Here is a 21,472-nt window from a genome sequence, read left to right on the forward strand (position 1 = left end):
TGCGCCCGATTGCGCACCCTTCCCCGCGCCCCCTGCGCGCCCGCGCGCACGCCGCGCACAATGTCCCGGATTGCAGCGGGATGGCCGGGCCGATCGGCGCGGCCGCGGCGCGTGCCGCGGCCGCCGGGATCGCGAGGGCGCGCGCCGGCCGGGCGGCGGGGACCCATGCGGCCGCGCGCCGCACCTGGTCCCCGGACCGCTCGCGCCCGCGCGCGCCCGCGAAAGTCGTGCGGGGAGTGGCCGATTGCCGCACCGGCGCGGCGCGGCCGCTCACGGCCGCAGGAACGACTGCGTCAGCGCCGACCATCCCTCCTCGCCCACCAGCCACGGCGCGGGCGCGACCAGCGTCCCCCCGTCGGCCGCGGCGAAGCCGAGCTGGTGCTCGACGAACTGGTTCCAGCGCTGCGCCTCGCGCCGCATCCACGACTCCGCGGCGCCCGCGCGCGGCATCGACGCGTAGGCCTCGTCCGCCGGCGCGAGCGCGACCAGCCAGCCGCGCCCGTAGCCCTCGCGCTTCACCAGCGCGGGGTCGCGCACCACCGAGACGTTCAGGCCCACCACCGTGCCGTCCACCGGCGCAGGGATCTCCAGCGCGCGCCCGCCGCCGTGCAGCGTGGCGATGGTGTCGCCGCGGGCCACGCGCGTGCCCGGCCGCGCCAGGTCCACCGCGGTGACCGCCGGCATCAGGCGCTGCGCGATGCCGTCGAGCCCGAGCTCCACCGCGCGCCCGCCCGGGCGGCGGTGCAGCCAGACGTGGCCGGGCGCGTAGAACAGGTCCGGGCGGAACGGCACGCCGTCCACGTCGCGGATCCCGAGCGCGCGCTCGCGCCGCTCGGCGCGCCCGCGGACCACCAGCGCGATGAGCAGCGCCGGGACCACGATGACCGCCACCATCGCCAGGAACAGGCCGAACCGGGCCAGGATGCCGAGGGTGAAGACGCCGATCGACTGGAGGATCTCGAGAACGCTCTGCATGGCTTCCTCCCGACTGCGAGCCCGCGCCCGTCACCGGGCGCCCTCATCCGCGCCTGCGGTCCCCGGCCCGGAGCGAGTGGGCCGGGGACCGCCGACGCGCCCCCCTCACTGCGCGTGGCACATGGTGCAGTCGTCGAACCCGAACGCCTGCTTGCCGTGGCACGCCCCGCACGCCTCGCCCTTCTCCATCGCGGCGTGCGTGACCGCCTCCTTCTTCGCCTTGGCCGAGCGGCCCAGGATCGCGAACCGGCGCGGGTGGCAGGACACGCAGTCCGGCTTGGCCGAGTCCACGTGGCTGTCGTGCCGGAACGTCACCTGGCCCGGGCTTTCGCCGCCCTGCGGGAGCGGGAGCTCCGGAGGCAGGTTGGGAAGGTCGCCCGCCAGCGCGCTGCCGCCCAGCAGCAGCCCGGCCAGCGCACCGCACCACGAGAGCTTGAGCGTCATGGCTGTGGTCTCCGTTCTCAGGTCAGGAAGAAGGTGCGGGCCATCTCGTCCCAGTCGTCGCCGGCCAGGGCGCGGCCGATGCCGTGGATGGGGACGCCGCCGTCCTGCAGCACGCGGCCGAGCTCGGGGCTCATCCGCATGGCGAGGCGCTCGGACGCGTCCTCCAGGAACCGGTTCGCGGCGCTGTCGGCGAAGAGCTGGCGGAGGTTCGCGGCGAGGCGGGGCGCCTTCACCTTGAACAGCCAGCCGGCGCCGTACGGATCCTCGACGCCGTCGGGGCGCTCGCGCGCCGCCGCGTTCACCGCCACCACGGTCCCGTCGATGGGCGAGAGCATCGGGACGCTCTTCTCGCCGTCGCCGAGCTCGAGCGCCGGCTCGCCCTGCGCCACCTTCGCGCCGACGCTCGGCAGCTCGACCCGGGCCGGCCCCACCAGCTTGTGGGCGAAGTCGTCCACGCCCACCGCCACCAGGCCGTCGGACTCCAGCCGCGCCCAGGTGTGGCCGGGGTGCAGGTGGACGCCGGCGGGGACCTGGAACCAGCCGGCCACCGCGGGCCGGGCCGCGACCGGGTGGGCCGCGGGGACGGGGGCGGGGGCGCGGACCTCGGCCGCCGCCGGCTTGCCGCCCTGGACGTACCGCCAGAACGGGATGAACATCAGCAGGTAGGCGATCCCGAGGCCGTACTCGAGGAGCTTGGCCGGGTACACGGAGAGCAGGTCGTAGGCCATGGCTTCCTCCTTTCTTTCAGTGCTCCGCGGGGAACGCGGGGTCCCCACGCAGGATGGGCATGCGGTTGACGATCCAGCGGTAGGCCAGCACGCCGATGGTGACGAGCGTGATGGACACCCAGATCTCCATCCAGCTCGGCACGTACCGGTCCACCCGGTTCCAGTTGAAGGCGATGACCGAGATGTTGAGGCGGTTCAGCACCACCCCGAGGACGCCGACCACCGAGGCCGCGCGGATGAGCTTCACCTTGCGGTTGCGCGCGCCGTAGGCGAACACCAGCGAGGGCAGCAGCACGAAGCCGACCACCTCGACCAGCCACCAGGCGCCGTAGCCGGTGGCCAGGTAGCCCCAGCTGTGCCCGTCCACCAGGCTCTGCAGCTTGAGGAAGAAGTAGGCGAACATCACCACCGCGGCCGCCTTCCCGAGGCCGATGGTCAGCTTGTCCACGTCCACGTGGTGGTCGGCCCGGCTCTGGAAGATCCGGTGCGAGAGCGCGCTCTCGAAGATCACCATGTTGAGGCCGGCGATGATCGCGCTGACGAAGAAGAACACGAAGATGTAGGGCGTGTACCAGAGCGGGTGGAGCTTGGTCGGCGCGAGCAGGAACAGCGACCCGAGCGCCGACTGGTGCATGGTCGAGAAGATGACCGAGAGCACCGTGAGCGCGATGAGCGCCTTCTTCATCACCGAGTGGATGCGCTTCCAGCCGAGCCACTCGAACAGCGGCACGGTGAACTCGAGCAGGAGGACGGTCGTGTAGCACATGACGCACCACGCGACCTCGAACAGCACCGAGGCGGTCCCGAAGTTGAAGAGCGCCATGATGATGTTCCAGGGGCGGCCCAGGTCGGCGAGCAGGCCGATGACCGCCATCACGTAGCCGAGGAAGGCGGTGAGGATCGCGGGGCGCTCGATGCCGTGGTAGTCCTTCAGCCCGAACAGCTGCACCGCCGAGCCGATGGTGAAGCCGCCGGCGGCGAGCACGATGCCGGTCATCATGTCGAAGCCGATCCAGAGGCCCCACGGCGCCGACTGCGACAGGTTGGTGGTGGCGCCCAGGCCGGCCGCGAAGCGGTAGACGAGCAGCGGGACGCCGATGATGAGGATGAACGTCGCGACGGCGTTCGTCGGCGTGAGCAGCGAGCGGAGGTACTCCTTCCAGCTCATGCCCAGCAGGATCTTCTCCCGGACGAACGAGTGCTGGGCGACCGCGGTGGCGTTAGCCATGGTGATCCTCCTTCCCCTGCGCCGACTCGGCGTCCTTGATCTCCTCGCGCCGGTTCGAGAACGCGTAGATGCCCATCAGCAGCGGCGGCCAGAGCGTCATCACGAACGGCGGCACCGAGAGCGCGCCGGAGGCGAGGTCGGGGATGGGCCGCTCGGGGACGTCGGTCCGGAACGCGAGCTGCTCCAGGTCCACGTCGGTGATGTACAGCCAGCTCGTCCCGCCGGCCTCGCGCTCGCCGTACACGTGGTGCAGGTAGCGGTCGGGGTTGGTGTAGATGCGGGTCTTGGCGACCTCGAGGAGCTCGCTGCGCTTCCCGAAGGTCAGCGCGCCCGAGGGGCACACCTCGGTGCACGCCGGCTTGAGGCCCTTCGCCTGCCGCTCGGCGCAGAAGTTACACTTGCGCACGCGCGGCGCGTTCGAGCCGTACTCGTACTTCGGCACGTCGAACGGGCAGGCGATCATGCAGTACCGGCAGCCCATGCAGCGGTTCGGGTTGTAGACCACCGGCCCCTCGGGCGACTTGGTCATCGCCTTCACGGGGCAGGCCGAGGCGCAGGCCGGCGCCAGGCAGTGCATGCACTGCTTCTTCGCGAAGCGCTCGACCCCGGGCGCCTTCTCGGTGCGGTTCACCACCGTGAAGGCCTGCTCGTGCGTGTCGCGCTTCTCGTCGAAGACGTTCGCGTCCTCGGGGGGCGGCGCGAGGTGGTTGGCCTCGGCGCACGCCGCCTCGCACGCGCGGCAGCCGACGCAGAGCGTCGTATCGACGAGCACGCCTGGCCCGTCCTCCGCCGCCCCGTGCGCCGCTGCGGCGGCGGTGGCCGCCGACGCGCCAGCGGCCCCCACCGTCACTGCCGCGATCTTGAAGAACCCTCTGCGTCCGATCTTCATGGTTGTCTCCGCGCGGGTGCGGTCAGCCGTGCGCCGCGACGAGGTTCATGGTCCCGAGCACCGCAACTCCGACCACCATCACGACGAATGCGAACATCATGGCGTCGCTCCTTTGGGCCCTGCGGGTGAGGGATGGGAGTCCGCGTCGGCCGACCGTTCGGCTCGCTCGAGCGCCTCGCGGAAGAGCGGGCAGGTCTTGAACGCCTCGCCTTCGCAGGTGCTCGCCGTGGTGACCCGGTCGATCGGCACGAGCTTCTTCACCGGGTAGGCCCGGCAGAACACCATCGAGACCTCTTTCAAGTACGGGCAGGTCATCTGTCGCCGTCCTCCCGCGGATCCCTATGGCAAGGGGCGCGCCAGCCGGGGCGCGGCGGCGCGCGCGAGTGAAGACCGGCGTGTTCACGGTGGGTTACGCTCCGGGTGCGGCGTGCGCCCGCGCGCGGCGCGGGGCCCGGCGCTGTCGAGATCCTCAGCGCCCCTTCACCGGGGCGGGGTGCGACCGCCCGTGATCACGCGAGCTTGCGGCCGCGGCGGCGCCGGTGGAGAGAACCTCGACGGTGCGGAGGAACTCGACGTGGCAGCCGGTCGCAGGCGGCGCGAGGCGGACGGCCGGGCGCGGCAGGAGCGCGCGGCTCGTTCACGCTCGGTCACTTCACGCACGGCGAACGCGGCGCCGCGCCGCCTGCGCCCCGGGGCGCAGGCGGGCCGGCGGGCCGGCGGGTTCGGTGGATGGCACCGGGCGCGCGGGGGCGCGCAGCCCGGGCGCGCGGTCAGCGCGCGCCGTTGTCGTCGCGGGGCGGCTCGTCCTCGCCGTCCCGCCGCAGCCCCCACTTCCGCATCTTGTTGTAGAGGGTGACCCGGTCGATGCCGAGGATGCGCGCCGACTGGCTCACGTTGCCGCCGGTGTGCGCCAGGACCGCCGAGACGTGGCGCCGCTCCACCTCCTCCAGCGAGGCGAGCGTGCCGGGCCGCGGCGCGGCGTCGGGCTTGCCGGGGAGGCCGAGGTCGGGGAGCTGGATCACCGGGCCGGTGCAGACCACCGCACCCCGCTCCAGGATGTTGCGCAGCTCGCGCACGTTGCCGGGCCAGTCGTGCGCCATGAGCGCGCTCATCGCCTCGGAGGAGACGCCGTCGAGCCGCTTCTTCATCTCCACCGACAGCCGCTCCACGAAGCTCTCGACCAGGAGCGGGATGTCCTCCCGGCGGTCCCGCAGCGGGGGGATGAGGATGGGGATGACGTTCAGCCGGTAGAACAGGTCCTCGCGGAACTTCCCCTCCCCCACCGCGCGCTTCAGGTCGCGGTTGGTGGCGGCGATGATCCGCACGTCCACGTCCACGCTCTCGTTGCCGCCGATCCGGTGGAAGCGCCGCTCCTCCAGCACCCGCAGCAGGTCGAGCTGGAGCTTCGACCCGATGTCGCCGACCTCGTCGAGGAACAGGGTGCCGCCGTGGGCGGCCTCGAACTTGCCCTTGCGGCGGGCGATCGCGCCGGTGAACGCGCCCTTCTCGTGCCCGAACAGCTCGGACTCGAGCAGGCTCTCGGTGAGCGCCGCGCAGGACACCGCCACGAACGGCCCCTCCGCCCGCGGGCTCTCCTGGTGGATGGCGCGGGCCAGGACCTCCTTGCCGCTGCCGGACTCGCCCAGCACCAGGATGGTGGAGTTGGAGCGGGCCGCCGTGCGCGCCAGCTCGAACACCGCCTGCATCGCCGGGCTCTTGGAGAGCAGGTCGCGGAACCGGTACTCCCGCTTGAGCGCCTGGCGCAGGACCGCGTTCTCCCGCACCAGCGTCTGCTGGGAGACGATCTTCTGCATCATCAGCGACAGCTCCTCGGGATCGAACGGCTTCACGAGGTAGTCGTAGGCGCCCAGCTTCATGGCCGCGACCGCGGTGTCCACGGTGGCGTAGGCGGTCATGATCACCACCGCCAGCTCGGGCTGGAGCTTCTTCGCCTCCTCCAGCACCTGCAGGCCGTCCATCCCGGGCATCTTCAGGTCCACGATGAGGATGGACCAGCGCTCCGCCTTGAGCTTCTCGAGCGCGGCGAACCCGTCCACCGCCACGTGGACGGAGTAGCCGTCCTTCTCGAGCCAGCCGCCCAGCGACTCGCGGACGATCTCCTCGTCGTCCACCACCAGGATGCGCGTTCTCTCGTTGGACATCACCTGGGACCTCCGGTCTGCAGCTCCTCGAGCCTGCGTCGGCACTCGGAGCAGAGCTCCGGCTTCTTCTCGTCCACGTTGCGGACGCCGGACGAGCGCGCCATCACGCACACCGGCGTCGCGCAGTGCAGCAGGCCGAACGCGTGCCCGACCTCGTGCACCGCCTCCTTGGCGAGCCGCTCCAGCAGCAGCTGCGGCCCGATCAGCTCCACGTCCTCCAGCAGGCGCGCGATGGAGACCACCGCCGCGCCGCCCCCGAGCTGCCCCTCCCCGAACACGTAGGTGAGGATGGGGATGAACAGGTCGCGGTCGGTCACCCCGAGCACCTTCCCTGCGCCCGGCCCGGCCTCCAGCAGCCACTTCAGGATCGCGCCGGAGAGGTGCTGCTTGCGCTTCGGGTCGTACGCGTGGCGCGGGCGCTCCGGCGAGCTCCACTCCCGCACCGGCCGCCCGAAGGCGCGGCCCAGGTGCAGCGCGGCATGGTCCAGCAACGCCCGGTCGGGCGCCGCCTCGCCGATCCACCAGATGAAGATCGGGTCCATTCATTCGATGCCCTGGGGGCGCCGCCGCCGCGCCCCCCCGGAACCCGCCGCCGTCCGCGCGCCGCGCATCACTCCGCCGCCTTCCGGGGCGGCAGCCGGATGGCGACCCGCGTCCCCTTCCCCACCTCGCTGTGGATCTCGATCTTGCCGTGGTGGCGCTCGACGATGCCGTACACCACCGAGAGCCCGAGCCCGGTGCCGCGCTCCTTGGTGGTGAAGAAGGGGTCGAAGATCTTGGACAGGTGGGCGGGCGCGATGCCCGGCCCGGTGTCGGTGAACGCGACCTCGACCCAGCGGCCGCCCTCCACCAGCGCCGACTCCACCGTGAGCTTCCCGCCGCGCGCCATCGCCTCGCAGGCGTTCATGATCACGTTCACGCAGGCCTGCCGGAGCTGCCCGAAGTCGCCCTCCACCGGCGGCAGCGGCACCAGCCGCTTCTCCAGCGTGACGTTCTGGATGTTGATCTGGTTGGAGAGCAGCTGGACGCCCTCCTCCACCACCGCGTCCAGGTCCACGTCCTTGAGGGTGAGCGGCCGCTCGCGCGCGAAGTCGAGCAGGTTGCGCACGATCGCGCTGCAGCGCTCGGTCTCGCGCTGGACGAGGAGCAGGTGCTTCACCAGCGTCTTGCGCGTGGCGTCGTCGGGCACGCCCTGGTCCAGCGTGCGGACGATGAGCTTCGCGAAGGTGAGGATCCCGGCGAGCGGGTTGTTGATCTCGTGCGCGATCGACGCGGACAGCTTGCCCAGCGAGGAGAGCTTCTCGGAGCGGACCAGCTGGTCCTGCGCGGCCCGGAGCGCGGCGGTCCGCTCCAGCACCTGCTGCTCGAGGCTCGACATGAGCGCGTCGAGGTCGCGGCGCGCCGACCGCAGCGAGCGCGTCATGTCGTTGAAGGACGCGGCCAGCAGCCCCAGCTCGCCGCTCCAGGTGATCGGCACCTCGAGCTCCAGCTGCTCGCGCGCGACGCGCCGGGTGGCCTGCACCAGCGCCGCGATGGGCCGCATCAGGTGGTGGCGGGTGAACAGCCAGGCGAACAGGCCGAGCAGGAACGAGGCGAGCGCGGCCGCGGCCAGGGTGCGCCACCGGAAGGTGTGGGTCTGCGCGTCGAGGCGCGCGAGCGAGACGTCCAGGTCGATGACGCCAAGCACCTCCTTCGCGGCGGGGTGCGCGTGGCAGGCGCCGGTGGAGCAGGACGCCTCGTTGTAGACCGGGGTCATGATCCCCAGCACGCGGTGGTCGCCGGAGCGGAACACGCGGCTCCGCTCCTCCAGCTCCAGCTTGCGCAGCGGCTGGCCCGCCGCGTGGCAGCCGGAGCAGGCCTCCGCGTCGCGGTCCACCATCAGGCCCACCTCCTCCGGCACGGTGGAGAAGGTGACGCGCCCGTTCGCGTCCATCATGCGGACGCGCTCGATCCCGGCCTGCCGCGCCACGTCCTGCATGATGAGGTAGGCGTCGCCGCGGCGGTCCTGCAGCATGGCGCGGTGGAGCGCGTTGCGGACCGTCTGGCTGAGGAGGTCCGACTCCTGCACCACCTGGCCGAGCAGGTGCCGCTGCACCGCGATCTCCGCCAGGAAGAACAGGCCAACGGTGGCGAGCGCCACCGCCCCGATCATCGCGAACAGCTTGGTGGAGAGCCGCTGCTGCCAGGGGATCTCCAGGCCGAGCGCGCCGAGCGACGCGGGCGCGATGGCCCGGGCGAGGCGCTCCAGCGCCCGGTCCTCCTCCGCCGTGCGGCCGTTCTCCTGGGTACGCGCCGCGGGCTCCGCCGGCGGGGGCGGGTCGGGGGCCGGGGAGATCCCGGGCGAGGTTCCTGGCGATGCGCTCACGGCGTGCTCGGCCGCCCACCCGTACCGCCGCGGCGAGGGTGCGCGCCTTGCGGTCCGTCAACGATTGTTCAATTTCTCGTCGCCCCGATGCAATCCTGGCCGGCCGAAAATTGCGCGCGAATTGACGCACCCTGCGCGGTCCTGCCGCGCCCCCGCCGCCCGGCCCCTCCGCCGGCCCGGCCGCCCGTCCCCCGGCGCGGGGTGCGCCGCCGCGCGCAGGGGATTTGATCCCGGGCACGCCTCCGTCTACCCTCTCGGGTCCCGTGACCCAGCCCCGCGCCATCCTCCTCGTCCAGTGCCCCGACCGCCCCGGCATCGTCGCGGCGATCTCCAGCTTCCTCTACCGCCACGGCGCCAACATCCTCGACTTCGACCAGCACACCTCGGTGGACAACGGCGGCGCCTACTTCACCCGCCTCGAGTTCCAGACCGACCGGCTGGACCTCCCGGTGGAGGACCTGCAGCGCGCGTTCGCGCTCGACGTCGCCCGCCCGTTCGCGATGGACTGGCGGCTCACGCTCTCGTCGCAGCGCAAGAAGGTCGCGATCCTGGTCTCGAAGCACGACCACGCCTTGCTGGAGCTGCTCTGGAACTGGGACCGCGGCGACCTGCACGCCGACGTGTCCACCGTGATCTCCAACCACCCCGACCTGCGCGAGGCGGTGGAGTCGTTCGGCGTCCCGTTCGTCCACGTGCCCAACACCCGCGACACCCGCGCCCAGGCCGAGGCCCGCATGCTGGAGCTGCTCGACGGCAAGGCCGACCTGGTGGTGCTCGCGCGCTACATGCAGATCGTCTCGCCGGAGCTGGTGGCGCGCTGGCCGGGCCGCATCATCAACATCCACCACTCCTTCCTCCCGGCGTTCGTGGGCGCCGACCCGTACCGGCAGGCGTACGAGCGCGGCGTGAAGATCGTGGGCGCCACCGCGCACTACGTCACCGCGGAGCTCGACGCCGGGCCCATCATCGACCAGGACGTGGGCCGGGTCTCGCACCGCGACGCGGTGGAGGACCTGAAGCGGCTCGGGCGCGACCTGGAGCGCCGGGTGCTGGCGCGCGCGGTGCGCTGGCACTGCGAGGACCGCGTCATCGTGAACGGCAACAAGACCGTCGTGTTCAGCTGACGGCGCGCGGGGCGCCCGCCCGGCCGCGGCGCCGCGTGCCCGCGACCGCGGCCGGCCGCACCTTCCCGAGGGAGGTGCGCCATGGCGGCCCGGACGCTCACGCTCATGCTCGGCCTGTGGCTGTTCGTCTCCGCGTTCCTGTGGAGGCGGGCGCCCGCCTCCTTCGCGAACGCGTGCGCGGTGGGGCTGCTCGCCTGCGCCGCGGCGCTGTGGGCGATGTGGCGGCCGCGCGTGCGCCTGGCCGGCGTCGCCCTGTCCGCCTGGCTGCTGGCGGCGGCGCTGCTCCTCCCGCCCCCCTCGCCGTCGGCGCGGTGGAACGACGTGGCCGTGGCGCTCGCCATGTTCCTCACCGCGCTCGTGCCCGGCACGATGTACTCCTCGCGGCGCGCGGTCGCGGCCGGCGGCGCCTGAGGGCGGCGCCGCGGCCCCGCGCGGGAGGTGCGGACGCGGCGCGCCCGCGGCAAGGGTTCCGCCGTGCCCACGCCCGCGTCCCCCGAGCTGCTCGCCCGCCTGCGCGCGGGCATGGCCGAGACCGTCCGCGCGCTGCAGGAGGAGATCTCCGCCGCGCTGGAGCGCGCCGACGGCGCCGCCCGCTTCGCCGCGGACCGCTGGGAGCGCCCCGGCGGCGGCGGCGGCGAGAGCCGCGTGCTCCAGGACGGCGCGCTGCTGGAGAAGGCGGGCGTGAACGTCTCGGAGGTCCACGGGGAGCTGCCCGACGCGCTCGCGCGCAAGGTGCAGGGCGAGGGCGGCGCGTTCACCGCGGTCGGGCTGTCGGTGGTGGTCCACCCCGCCAGCCCCATGGTCCCGACGGCGCACATGAACGTGCGGCTGCTGAGCCGCGGCGGCGGCGCCTGGTTCGGCGGCGGCGCCGACCTCACCCCGTACTACCTGTTCGAGGAGGACTGCCGGCACTTCCACGCCGTGCTGCGCGACGCCTGCGAGCGCCACGAACCCGGCAGCTACGCGCGCCACAAGCGCGCCGCCGACGCGTACTTCTACCTGCGCCACCGCCGCGAGCACCGCGGCGTGGGCGGGATCTTCTACGAGGACTCCGGCGACGACCTGGAGCGCGAGCTCGCGTTCGCGGGCGAGATGGGCCGGGCGTTCCTGCGGGCGTACCTGCCCATCCTGGAGCGCCGCCGCGCGGCGCCGTTCGGCGAGGCGGAGCGCCGCTGGCAGGAGATCCGGCGCGGGCGCTACGTGGAGTTCAACCTGGTCTGGGACCGCGGCACCGTGTTCGGCCTGGAGACCTCCGGCCGCGCCGAGTCGATCCTGATGTCGCTGCCGCCGCGGGTACGCTGGGTGTACGACCACCGGCCGGCGCCGGGCAGCCGCGAGGCCGCGCTCCTCGACGTGCTGCGCGCGCCGCGCGACTGGGCGTGAGCGGCGCGGGCGGGCGCGTTAACCCACCCGGATGCAGCTCGAGCTGGTCCCCTCCCCCGTCCCGGCGCTCCCTCCGGGCATGCGCCTGTGGCCCGCGCTGCTCCCCGTGGAGGAGCAGCAGGCGCTCCTCGCCGCGATCGCCGGCGTCGAGCTCGGCGAGGTCCGGATGCACGGCGTGACGGCGCGCCGCCGCGTGGCCCACTTCGGGCGCGCCTACGCGTACGACGCCCGCGCGCTGGAGCCCGGCCCACCGCTGCCGCCGGCGCTCGAGTCGCTGCGCCGGCTCGCGGCCGGCCTCGCCGGGGTGGAGCCCGCCGCGCTCGTCGAGGCGCTCGTGACCCGCTACGCGCCGGGCGCCGGGATCGGCTGGCACCGCGACGCGCCGGCGTTCGGGGAGGTGGTGGGCGTGTCGCTCGGCGCGCCCGCGCGCTTACGGATGCGCGAGGGCGGGCCGGGCGGCCGCGCGCTCGAGGTGCGGCTCGAGCCCGGCTCGGCCTACCTGCTCGCCGGCGCGGCGCGCTGGCGCTGGCAGCACGCCATCCCGCCGGTGCGGTCCGAGCGCTGGTCGGTGACGTTCCGGACGCTGCGCGACGCGCCGGCGCCGCCGTGACGGGGCGGCGCCGCCGGGGAGCCCCCTACGCCTCGGGCGACCCGGCCTCCTCGCGCCGCGTGCGCCAGAGCGAGTAGCCCATCGCGCCGCCGAGCAGCGCCACGACCACGCCCAGCGACGCGAACGCGTTCACGTGCACCCAGCTCGAGACGACCATCTTCAGGCCGATGAACACGAGCACCAGGGCGAGGCCCGCCTTCAGGTACTCGAACCGCCGCAGCAGCTGCGCCACCGCGAAGTAGAGCGAGCGCAGGCCCATGATGGCGAAGATGTTCGAGGTGAAGACGATGAACGGGTCGAGCGTGATGCCGAAGATCGCCGGCACCGAGTCGAGCGCGAACACGACGTCGGAGACCTCGATCATGCACAGCGCCAGGAACAGCGGCGTCGCCACCCGGCGGCCGTTCTCCACCAGGAAGAAGTGGTGCCCCTCCATGCGGCTGGTGGACGGGACCAGCCGGCGCAGCACCCGGAACGCGACGCTCTTCTCCGGGTGGTGCTCCTGCTCCTCGTGGAAGAAGATGCGGATCCCGGTCACCACCAGGAACGCGCCGAACACGTAGATGAGCCAGTGGAAGCGCGTGAGCAGCGCGGTGCCGCCCACGATCATCACCAGGCGCAGCACGAACGCGGTGGTGATGCCCCAGAACAGCACGCGGTGCTGCAGCTTCGGCGGGATCGCGAAGGTCGCGAACACGAGCACGAAGACGAACAGGTTGTCCACCGAGAGCGACTGCTCGATGAGGTAGCCGGTGACGAACTCGATCGCCTTGTTCGCCCCGAAGCGCCACCACACGAACCCGGCGAACACCGCCGCCAGCGCCGCCCACACCGCGGTCCAGCCCAGCGCCTCGCGCGCGCGGATCACCTCGTCGCGCCGGTGGAACACGCCCAGGTCGAGCGCGAGCAGGACGAGCACCAGGACCAGGAAGCCGAGCCACAGCCAGGGGTTTCCGACGGTCTCGAGCGCGAGGGCGGGAGGGTGCATGAGGCGGCCTTTTTAGACCTTCCGGCGGGTTCGCGCCGGGGAATTCGGGATCCGGGTTAGATTTTCTCCATGGAATGGCTCAACTACCATCACCTCTTCTACTTCTGGACGGTGGCCCGCGCCGGCAGCATCGCCCGCGCCAGCGAGGAGCTGCGGCTCGCGCAGCCCACCATCTCCAACCAGCTGAAGACGCTCGAGGCGAACCTGGGCGTGAAGCTCCTCGAGCGGCAGGGGCGGCGGCTCGTCCTCACCGACGTGGGCCGGACCGTGCTCCGCTACGCGGACGACATCTTCCGCACCGGGCGCGAGCTGCAGCGCGCGGTGAAGGGGCTCCCCACCGGCCAGCGCCTGCGCCTGGTGGTCGGCGTCGCCGACGTGATCCCGAAGCGCATGGCCGCGCTGCTCCTGCAGCCCGCGGTGGACGCCCACCCGGACCTCACGCTCGTCTGCCGCGAGGGCCCGCTGCCGCAGCTGCTCGCGGCGCTGGCGCTGCACGAGCTGGACGTGGTCATCGCCGACGTCCCCGCGCCGGAAGACGTCAAGGTGAAGGCGTTCAGCCACCGGCTGGGCGACTGCGGGACCTCGTTCCTGGCGGCGCGCCCGCTCGCGCACCTCAGGAAGGGCTTCCCGCGCTCGCTGCAGGCCGCGCCCATGCTCCTGCCCTCGGAGGGCACCGCGCTCCGCCGCGGGCTCGACGCCTGGCTCGAGCGCACCGGCGTGCGCCCGGTGGTCGCCGGCGAGTTCGACGACAGCGCGCTCATGCAGGCGTTCGGGGCGCGCGGGCTGGGCGTGTTCGCCGCGCCGCGCGTGCTGGAGGAGGACATCCGCTCGCAGCTCGAGGTGGGCGTGATCGGGCGGGCCGAGGACGTGCGCGAGTCCTACCACGCCATCACGGTGGAGCGCCGCCTGCGCCACCCGGCGGTGGTCACGCTGGCCGAGGCGGCGCGGGACGCCATCTTCGGCGCGCCGCAGGCCTGAGCGCGCGGCGCGGCAGGATCGCGGGCAGCCCGAACCCCTGATTTTCTCGCAGACTCGCGCCGTCATTTTCTATTTGTCTGCGTCTCGCCAGCGACTAGGTTCTCCCTGCGCGCGCACCGTCGCGCGGCGGAGGCCACACCCTTGAAGAACCAGCTGAAGACCATCCTGCTCCTCGGCACGCTCTCGGCCCTGCTGGTCGCGTTCGGCGCCAGCCTCGGCCCGGGCCCGTTCTGGCTGTTCACGGCGATCGCGGTCCTGATGAACCTCGGCGCCTACTTCTTCTCGGACAAGATCGTGCTGCGCATGCACGGCGCCCGCGAGCTGGCGCCCGGGGAGGCGCCGCGGCTGCACGAGATCGTCCGCGAGCTGTCGGGCCGGGCCGGGATCCCGCCGCCGCGGCTGTTCCTCGTGGACGAGCCGCACGCGAACGCGTTCGCGACCGGGCGCAACCCGCAGCACGCGGTGGTGGCGGTGACGCGCGGCATCGTGGACCTGCTCGACGAGCGCGAGCTGCGCGGGGTGATCGCGCACGAGCTCGCGCACGTCGCGAACCGCGACATCCTGGTGGCGAGCGTGGCGGCCGGCATGGCCGCGGCCATCTCGAACCTCGCCAACATGCTGATGTTCTCGAGCCTGCTCGGCGGCGGCCGCGACGACGAGGAGGGCGGCGGCGGCGGGCTGCTCATGATGCTCGTCGCGCCCATCGCGGGCACGCTGGTGCAGCTCGGCATCTCGCGCTCCCGCGAGTACCTCGCGGACGAGACCGGGGCGCGGATCAGCGGCGACCCGCTCGCGCTGGCGAGCGCGCTCGAGAAGCTCCAGCGCGGGGCCGAGGTGCTGCCGTCGGCGGCCGGCGCGCCCGCCACCGCCAGCCTGTTCATCGTCAACCCGTTCGGCGCCGGCGCGGTGCTGGGCGGCCTGGCCCGGATGTTCTCGACGCACCCGCCCGCCGAGGAGCGCATCCGCCGGCTCCGCGAGCTGGCCCGCGTGTCCGGCGGCGCCGACGGGTACGGCCCGCGCACGCGGATGGTGCGGGGCTGATCGCAGCTTCCCTGCATCGGACGCCGGCGCGGAACACGGACCGCGCCGGCAGCCGCGGGGGCGGCGCCCGGTCCCGCTGCGCGGGGACCGGGCGCCGCGTTATCCTAGGAGAGGTCATGAGCGCACCCAAGATCACCGTCTACACGAAGCAGAACTGCCCGTACTGCGTGCGCGCCAAGCGCCTCCTCGAGAAGAAGGGCGTCGCGTTCGAGGAGATCTCCGTCGAGGGCCGCGACGAGCTGCGCACCTGGCTGTCCGAGAAGACCGGCCAGCTCACCGTCCCGCAGATCTTCGCCGGAGAGCGGTCGCTGGGCGGGTTCTCGGACCTCGACGCGCTCGAGCAGCGCGGCGAGCTGGACCCGATCCTGCGCGGGGAGTGACGCGCCGCGCAGCGCCGGGCGCCGACGCATCGGCCCCGCACGCGCGACTTCCTTCCGGAAATCCCGCGCGCCCCGCGCCACTCCGCCGTTGACGCGCGGGCTGGCGTCCTTCAAATAGGGCAGAGCATGGTCGCCGCCCGCACCCGCACCGCCGCCGTCCTCGCCGTGCTCGTGTCGGCGAGCGGCTGCGGCACGCTGGCGCCCTCGCGCTTCGTGGACGGGCGCACCGCGCCGCCGGCGGAGGTGGCGCGCCGGGCCGCGGCCGAGCCCGGGCCGCCGCCGGCGCGCGCCGGGGCGGCCGCGCCCCCGCCCTCCCCCGCGCCCGCGGCGCCGCGCTCGATCCCGGAGCTGGTCGCCCGCGCGCTGGAGGTCGATCCCGCCACGCGCGCCGCCTGGCACGACGCCCGCGCCGCGGCGGCGGCCGCGGGCGGCGAGCGCACCGCCTACCTGCCCTCGGTCTCGGTCGGCGCCGGGCTCCAGCGCGCCGAGACCGCGCGGACGCTGACGCGCGCCGGCACCACCGCCACCACGGCCGGGCCCTCCGGCGAGCTCACCTGGATCCTGCTCGACCTGGGCGCGCGCGGCGCGCGGGTGGACCAGGCCGATCAGCTCCTGCTCGCGTCGCGCCTCGCCGAGCACGCGGCGGTCGCCGACCTGGTGCTGCGCGTCCAGGAGACCGCCTACCAGTACCTGGGCAGCCGCGCGCTGGTCGAGGCGGAGGCCGCGGCGGTGAAGCAGGCCGAGGAGAGCCTCGCCGCCGCCGAGGGACGGCGCGGCGCCGGGGTGGCCACGGTCGCCGACGTCCTGCAGGCCCGCACCGCGCTGTCGCAGGCGCGCCTGCGGCTGCAGCAGCTCGAGGGCCAGGCGCTCACCGTCGCCGGCGCGCTCGCCACGCTCGCCGGGCTCCCGCCCACCGCCACGCTCGACCTCGGCGCGCTGCCCGCGGACGTCCGGGTCCCGGAGACGTCGCCGGCGGTCGAGGCGCTGCTCGACGAGGCGGCGCGGCGGAGCCCCGACCTGGCCCGCGCGCAGGCCCAGGCCGGCGCGGCCGCCGCCGGCGCGCGGGCCGCCGAGCGCGCGTGGCTCCCCGTCCTCTCGCTGAACGCCGCCGCCAGCCGCTCCTGGTACCTCGACCCGTCGGGCGTCCCGCCCTCGACCGCCTGGACGGTGGGGCTCGCGCTGCGCCTCCCGCTGCTGGACGGGCTGCTCCGCCCGGCGTACGACGCGCTCGCCGCCCGCGCCGCCGCGGACGCGGCCGAGGCGCGCGCCGCCGCCACCGCGCAGGCGGTGGCCCTCCAGGTCTGGACCGGCTACCAGGCGTTCCGCACCGCCGGCCTCCGCGTCGAGACCGCGCGCGACCTGCTCGCCTCGGCCCAGGCCTCCAGCGACGTCGCCGCCGGCCGGTACCGCGAGGGCGTCGGCTCCATCCTCGATCTCCTCACCGCGCAGGCCGCGCTCGAGGGCGCCCGGGCCGAGGAGGTGCGCGCCCGCGCCGACTACCTCGTGGCGCTGGCCCAGCTCGCCCGCGCCACCGGCCGCCTCGCGCTGCCCGCGCCCGCGGCCGCCGCGCCGGCGCCCGCCCCCGCACCGGAAGGGAACCCATGACCCCCCCTCGCGCCGCGCCGCTCGCGCTCACCCTCGCCGCGCTCGCCGCCGCCTGCGGGCGGGGCGGCGACGCCGGGCCGAAGGGACCGCGCCCGGTGGCGGTGCGCGTGGCGCAGGCGGAGCAGCGCGACGTGCCGGTGGAGGTCCGCGCCGTCGGGCGCATCGTGGCGAACCAGTCGGTGGCGGTGCGGGCGCAGGTGTCCGGCCCCATCGTCGCGGTGCGCTTCACCGAGGGCCAGGCGGTGCGCCGGGGCGACGTGCTGCTCGAGCTCGACCCGCGCCCGTACCGCGCCGCGCTCGACGAGGCGCGCGCCCGGCTCGCCCAGGACGATGCCCGCGCCGCGAGCGCCCGCGACGACGCGCGCCGGTTCGCCGAGCTGGTGAAGAAGGAGTACGTCACGCAGCAGCAGGCCGAGCAGGCCTCGGCCGCGGCGACGGCGGCCGCGGCGGCGGTGGCCGCCGACCGCGCGCAGGTGGACCGGGCCGCGCTCGACCTCTCCTACTGCACCGTGCGCGCGCCGGCGGCGGGCCGGACCGGGCGGCTGCTCGTGCACGCCGGCAACCTCGTCACCGCGTCGGCGCAGACGCCGCTGCTCACCATCGAGCAGGTGAAGCCGGTGTACGCGGCCTTCTCCGTCCCCGAGCGCCACCTGCCGGCGCTGCAGGGCTGGCGCGCCCACCCGCCGCCGGTGCGCGTGCGCGCCGGCGACGGGCCCGAGATCGCGGGCGTGCTCGACTTCGTGGACAACGCGGTGGACGCCGGCACCGGCACCATCCTGCTCAAGGCGCGCCTCGCCAACGAGGACGAGGCGCTCTGGCCCGGGCAGGTGGTGGACGTCGCGCTCCGGATCGGCGAGCGCCGGGGCGCGGTGGTGGTGCCGGCCGCCGCGGTCGCGCAGGGGCAGCAGGGCGATTACGCCTACGTGGTCGGCGCGGACGGGAAGGCGGAGCTGCGCGGCGTGACGGTCGAGCAGGCGGGCGACGCCGAGTCGGTGCTCTCGAAGGGGATCGCGCCCGGCGAGCGGGTGGTGGTCGAGGGCCAGCTGAAGCTGCGGCCGGGCGCGCAGGTGGAGGTGCAGGGGCCGCGCGAGGAGGGCCGGAAGGCGCCGGGCACATGAACCTCTCCGAGCCCTTCATCCGCCGGCCCGTCATGACGACGCTCGTCATGGCGAGCTTCATCGCGTTCGGCCTGGTCGCGTACCAGAAGCTGCCGGTCTCCGACCTCCCCAACGTGGACTTCCCCACCATCAGCGTCTCCGCCTCGCTGCCCGGCGCCAGCCCGGAGACGATGGCCTCCTCGGTGGCGACGCCGCTGGAGCGGCAGTTCTCCACCATCGCCGGCCTGACGGCGATGAACTCGTCCTCGGGCCTGGGGACGACGCAGATCACGCTGGAGTTCGACCTCGACCGCAACATCGACGCCGCCGCGCAGGACGTGCAGTCCGCCATCTCGGCGGCGGGCCGGCAGCTGCCGCAGAACATGCCCAGCCCGCCGACGCTGCGGAAGGTGAACCCGGCCGACGCGCCCATCGTCTACTTCTCGCTCACCTCCCCCACCCTGCCGCTCTCCGACCTGAACCGGTTCGCGCAGGACGTGGTGGCGCAGCGGGTCGCCACCATCGCCGGCGTCGCGCAGGTGCTGGTCTACGGGCCGCAGAAGTACGCGGTCCGGATCGAGCTCGACCCGCAGGCGCTGGCGGCCCGCGGCATCGGGCTCGACGAGGCCACCGCCGCCATCGCGGCCGCGAACCCCAACCTCCCGGCCGGCCTGGTGCAGGGCGGCGCGCGCGCGTTCACCGTGGAGGCCACCGGCGGGCTGATGCGCGCCAGGGACTTCGCCGACGTGGTGCTCGCGTTCCGGAACGGCGCGCCGGTGCGCGTCGCCGACGTGGGCCGGGCGCGCGACGGCGTGGAGAACGAGCTCGCCGCCGCCTGGCTCTGGAAGGACGGGCGCGAGCAGCGCGCCATCGTCCTGGCGGTGCAGCGCCAGCCCGGCACCAACACGGTGGCCGTGGCCCAGGCGGTCCGGCAGCTCCTCCCCACGCTGCGGGCCCAGCTCCCCGGCGCCGCCCAGCTCGAGCTGCTCTACGACCGCTCCGAGACCATCGAGGAGTCGGTCACCGACGTGAAGTTCACGCTGCTGCTCACGCTCGTGCTGGTGGTCCTCGTCATCTTCGTCTTCCTGCGCAACCTGCCCGCGACCGTGATCCCCAGCCTGGCGCTGCCGGTGTCGCTCATCGGCACGTTCGCGCTCATGTTCCAGCTGGGCTACTCGCTCGACAACCTGTCGCTCATGGCGCTCACGCTCGCGGTCGGCTTCGTGGTGGACGACGCCATCGTGATGCTCGAGAACGTGGTCCGGCACATGGAGATGGGCGAGCGGCCGTTCGAGGCCGCCCTGAACGGCTCGAAGGAGATCGCGTTCACCATCGTGTCGATGACGATCTCGCTCGCGGCGGTGTTCCTGCCGGTGCTGTTCATGGGCGGGATCGTGGGCCGGCTCTTCCACGAGTTCGCGGTCACCATCGGCGCCGCGATCCTGGTCTCCGGCTTCGTCTCGCTCACGCTCACGCCCATGCTGTGCAGCCGCTTCCTGCGGCCCGGCAAGGAGGCCCACCACGGCCGGCTCTACGCCGTGACCGAGCGCGCGTTCGACGCGAGCCTGCGGCTCTACGACCGCGGCCTGGTCTGGTCGCTGGCGCACCCGCGCACCGTGCTGGCCGGCTCGGTGGTGGTGCTGGTGGCGATGGTCCCGCTGTTCGCGGCGGTGAAGAAGGGCTTCCTGCCGAGCGAGGACACCGGCCGCCTCCAGGTCATCACCGAGGGCCCGGAGGGCGCGAGCTGGGACTACATGGTCCGGGCGCAGCGCGGCGCGGCGCAGGTGGTCGCGACGCACGCCGAGGTGGAGATGTTCATGTCCAGCGTGGGCGGGCGCGGCACCGCCGGCGTCACGCAGGGCAACATGTTCCTCCGGCTGCGCGGCCGGCACGACCGGGAGGCGAGCGCGGACGAGCTCCTCGCGCGCCTGCGCGCGGAGCTGGCCCGGTACCCGGCGCTGCGCGTGTTCCTGGTGAACCCGCCGCCCATCAACATCGGCGGCCAGCAGAGCCGCGCGCAGTACCAGTTCACGCTGCAGGACGCCGACACCGAGGGGCTGTACCGGCACGCGCAGGCGCTGGAGGAGCGGCTGCGCGCGCTGCCCCTGCTCCAGGACGTCACCAGCGACCTGCGGCTCGCCTCGCCGCGCGTCACCGTCCGGATCGACCGCGACCGGGCCGCGGCGCTCGGGGTGACGCCGGACGCGATCGAGGACGCGCTCTACACCGCCTACGGCGACCGGCAGGTCTCGACCATCTTCGCCCCGGAGGACCAGTACCAGGTGATCCTCACGCTGGGGCCGTCGTTCCGGCTCGAGCCCGCGGCGCTGGCGCTGCTGCGGGTGCGCTCCACCACGGGCGCGCCGGTCCCGCTCGACACCGTGGCGCGGCTGGAGCGCGGCGTGGGGCCGCTGACGGTGAACCACTCCGGCCAGCTCCCCTCGGTGACGCTGGCGTTCAACCTCCGCGAGGGCGCCTCGCTCGGCGAGGCGGTGGGCGCGGTGCAGGCCGAGGCCGACCGGATGCTGCCCGCCACCGTCGCCACGCGGTTCCAGGGCACGGCGCAGGCGTTCCAGTCCTCGCTGTCCGGCCTGGGCCTGCTGCTCGTGATGGCGGTGCTCGTCATCTACGTGGTGCTCGGCATCCTCTACGAGAGCTTCGCGCACCCGTTCACGATCCTCACCGCGCTCCCCTTCGCCGGCCTGGGCGCGCTCGTGACGCTGCTCCTGTTCCGCGTGGAGCTGTCGCTCTACGCGTTCGTCGGCATCGTCATGCTGGTGGGCCTGGTGAAGAAGAACGGCATCATGATGGTGGACTTCGCGGTGGAGGCGCAGCGCGGCGGGCGCACGCCGGGCGAGGCCATCCGCGAGGCGTGCCTGGTCCGCTTCCGGCCCATCATGATGACCACCATGGCCGCGCTGATGGGCACGCTGCCCATCGCGCTCGGCTTCGGGGCCGGGGCCGAGTCGCGCCGGCCGCTCGGCCTCGCGGTGGTGGGCGGCCTGGTGTTCTCGCAGCTGCTCACGCTGTTCGTGACGCCGGTGTTCTACGTCGCGATGGAGCGGCTGCGGGGCCTGCGCCGCCGCGGCGGCTCGTCCGGCGCCGGCACGCCGGAGCGCTCGGCGGCCGCGCCGCAGGGCTGACCCCCCGCCTGGCCGCGGCGCGCGGCGGTGCCCAGGCTACGGCGCAGGGAGGCACACGTGAACCGCGACCAGATCAAGGGCAAGCTCGACGAGCTGAAGGGCAACGCGAAGAAGCGGATCGGCGGGGCGACCGAGAACCCGTCCAAGCAGGCCGAGGGCTGGGTGGAGGAGCAGCAGGGGAAGATCCGCAAGGGCGTGGGCGATCTGAAGGAAGACGCCGAGCGCTCGCGGCGGAGCGACCCGGACCGCGACCTGGACCGCTGACGCGCGGGGCAGGAAACGGCGCGCCCCGGCGACCGCTCGGCCGCCGGGGCGCGCTTGCTCCGCTCCGG

The 21,472-nt window shown here is 74.0% G+C and carries 21 protein-coding genes; 11 read left to right on the forward strand and 10 right to left on the reverse strand.

Annotated features, from left to right (window positions below; all coding sequences use genetic code 11):
- Positions 1-270: 270 nt before the first annotated feature.
- The 9 genes from ADEH_RS10400 to ADEH_RS10440 form a co-directional block, all read right to left on the reverse strand.
- Positions 271-975, reverse strand: coding sequence for a glycine cleavage system protein H (locus ADEH_RS10400; RefSeq protein WP_011421055.1), 705 nt, complete (start codon positions 973-975; stop codon positions 271-273).
- Positions 976-1,080: 105 nt separating this feature from the next.
- Complete coding sequence (locus ADEH_RS10405; protein WP_011421056.1) at positions 1,081-1,419, reverse strand: c(7)-type cytochrome triheme domain-containing protein; 339 nt, start codon at positions 1,417-1,419, stop codon at positions 1,081-1,083.
- A gap of 17 nt (positions 1,420-1,436) precedes the next feature.
- Positions 1,437-2,147 carry a glycine cleavage system protein H gene (locus ADEH_RS10410; protein ID WP_011421057.1) on the reverse strand — a complete coding sequence of 237 codons (711 nt, stop codon included), beginning with the start codon at positions 2,145-2,147 and terminating at the stop codon, positions 1,437-1,439.
- Between the two features lie 16 nt (positions 2,148-2,163).
- Positions 2,164-3,375, reverse strand: coding sequence for an NrfD/PsrC family molybdoenzyme membrane anchor subunit (gene nrfD, locus ADEH_RS10415; RefSeq protein WP_011421058.1), 1,212 nt, complete (start codon positions 3,373-3,375; stop codon positions 2,164-2,166).
- Complete coding sequence (locus ADEH_RS10420) at positions 3,368-4,264, reverse strand: 4Fe-4S dicluster domain-containing protein (RefSeq protein WP_011421059.1); 897 nt, start codon at positions 4,262-4,264, stop codon at positions 3,368-3,370. Before ADEH_RS10420 ends, nrfD begins: the two co-directional genes overlap by 8 nt.
- Positions 4,265-4,360: 96 nt before the next feature.
- On the reverse strand, positions 4,361-4,579 hold the full coding sequence (locus ADEH_RS10425) for a hypothetical protein (protein WP_011421060.1): 219 nt from the start codon (positions 4,577-4,579) through the stop codon (positions 4,361-4,363).
- Positions 4,580-5,034: 455 nt separating this feature from the next.
- Complete coding sequence (locus ADEH_RS10430; protein ID WP_011421061.1) at positions 5,035-6,426, reverse strand: sigma-54-dependent transcriptional regulator; 1,392 nt, start codon at positions 6,424-6,426, stop codon at positions 5,035-5,037.
- Positions 6,426-6,968 (reverse strand): archaemetzincin family Zn-dependent metalloprotease, encoded by a 543-nt coding sequence (locus ADEH_RS10435; protein ID WP_011421062.1) that lies wholly within the window; start codon positions 6,966-6,968, stop codon positions 6,426-6,428. The genes ADEH_RS10430 and ADEH_RS10435 overlap by 1 nt, the downstream gene beginning before the upstream one ends.
- 68 nt (positions 6,969-7,036) lie before the next feature.
- On the reverse strand, positions 7,037-8,791 hold the full coding sequence (locus tag ADEH_RS10440) for a sensor histidine kinase (protein WP_011421063.1): 1,755 nt from the start codon (positions 8,789-8,791) through the stop codon (positions 7,037-7,039).
- Between the two features lie 263 nt (positions 8,792-9,054).
- Here ADEH_RS10440 and purU point away from each other — a divergent pair, with 263 nt between their 5' ends.
- From purU to ADEH_RS10460, 4 genes are all read left to right on the forward strand, one after another.
- Entirely contained in the window at positions 9,055-9,915 is an 861-nt protein-coding gene (gene purU / locus ADEH_RS10445; protein ID WP_041453481.1) for a formyltetrahydrofolate deformylase, read from the forward strand.
- A gap of 81 nt (positions 9,916-9,996) precedes the next feature.
- Positions 9,997-10,326: an SPW repeat domain-containing protein gene (locus tag ADEH_RS10450; RefSeq protein ID WP_011421065.1), complete on the forward strand. Its 330-nt coding sequence runs from the start codon at positions 9,997-9,999 to the stop codon at positions 10,324-10,326.
- Positions 10,327-10,437: 111 nt separating this feature from the next.
- Positions 10,438-11,298 carry an oxygen-dependent coproporphyrinogen oxidase gene (gene hemF / locus ADEH_RS10455; RefSeq protein WP_049760192.1) on the forward strand — a complete coding sequence of 287 codons (861 nt, stop codon included), beginning with the start codon at positions 10,438-10,440 and terminating at the stop codon, positions 11,296-11,298.
- 31 nt (positions 11,299-11,329) lie between these two features.
- Positions 11,330-11,908 carry an alpha-ketoglutarate-dependent dioxygenase AlkB gene (locus ADEH_RS10460; protein ID WP_011421067.1) on the forward strand — a complete coding sequence of 193 codons (579 nt, stop codon included), beginning with the start codon at positions 11,330-11,332 and terminating at the stop codon, positions 11,906-11,908.
- 25 nt (positions 11,909-11,933) lie between these two features.
- On the opposite strand, the gene ADEH_RS10465 is transcribed toward ADEH_RS10460, so the two are convergent.
- The gene (locus ADEH_RS10465; protein ID WP_011421068.1) at positions 11,934-12,896 is read right to left on the reverse strand and encodes a TerC family protein; all 963 of its coding nucleotides are present in this window, start codon (positions 12,894-12,896) and stop codon (positions 11,934-11,936) included.
- Between the two features lie 69 nt (positions 12,897-12,965).
- On the opposite strand from ADEH_RS10465, the gene nhaR reads away from it, so the two are divergent.
- The 7 genes from nhaR (at position 12,966) to ADEH_RS10500 (ending at position 21,404) form a co-directional block, all read left to right on the forward strand.
- Positions 12,966-13,874: a transcriptional activator NhaR gene (gene nhaR / locus ADEH_RS10470; protein ID WP_011421069.1), complete on the forward strand. Its 909-nt coding sequence runs from the start codon at positions 12,966-12,968 to the stop codon at positions 13,872-13,874.
- 141 nt (positions 13,875-14,015) lie between these two features.
- Positions 14,016-14,915, forward strand: coding sequence for a zinc metalloprotease HtpX (locus ADEH_RS10475; RefSeq protein WP_011421070.1), 900 nt, complete (start codon positions 14,016-14,018; stop codon positions 14,913-14,915).
- A gap of 116 nt (positions 14,916-15,031) precedes the next feature.
- The gene (gene grxC, locus ADEH_RS10480; RefSeq protein ID WP_011421071.1) at positions 15,032-15,295 is read left to right on the forward strand and encodes a glutaredoxin 3; all 264 of its coding nucleotides are present in this window, start codon (positions 15,032-15,034) and stop codon (positions 15,293-15,295) included.
- Between the two features lie 126 nt (positions 15,296-15,421).
- Positions 15,422-16,900 carry a TolC family protein gene (locus ADEH_RS10485; protein ID WP_011421072.1) on the forward strand — a complete coding sequence of 493 codons (1,479 nt, stop codon included), beginning with the start codon at positions 15,422-15,424 and terminating at the stop codon, positions 16,898-16,900.
- Complete coding sequence (locus ADEH_RS10490; protein WP_011421073.1) at positions 16,897-18,018, forward strand: efflux RND transporter periplasmic adaptor subunit; 1,122 nt, start codon at positions 16,897-16,899, stop codon at positions 18,016-18,018. Before ADEH_RS10485 ends, ADEH_RS10490 begins: the two co-directional genes overlap by 4 nt.
- Positions 18,015-21,140, forward strand: coding sequence for an efflux RND transporter permease subunit (locus ADEH_RS10495; RefSeq protein WP_011421074.1), 3,126 nt, complete (start codon positions 18,015-18,017; stop codon positions 21,138-21,140). The genes ADEH_RS10490 and ADEH_RS10495 overlap by 4 nt, the downstream gene beginning before the upstream one ends.
- A gap of 57 nt (positions 21,141-21,197) precedes the next feature.
- Positions 21,198-21,404, forward strand: a complete 207-nt coding sequence (locus ADEH_RS10500) for a CsbD family protein (protein ID WP_011421075.1) — start codon at positions 21,198-21,200, stop codon at positions 21,402-21,404.
- Positions 21,405-21,472: the final 68 nt, after the last annotated feature.

This window comes from Anaeromyxobacter dehalogenans 2CP-C, assembly GCF_000013385.1.
Taxonomy (GTDB): Bacteria; Myxococcota; Myxococcia; order Myxococcales; family Anaeromyxobacteraceae; genus Anaeromyxobacter; species Anaeromyxobacter dehalogenans_B.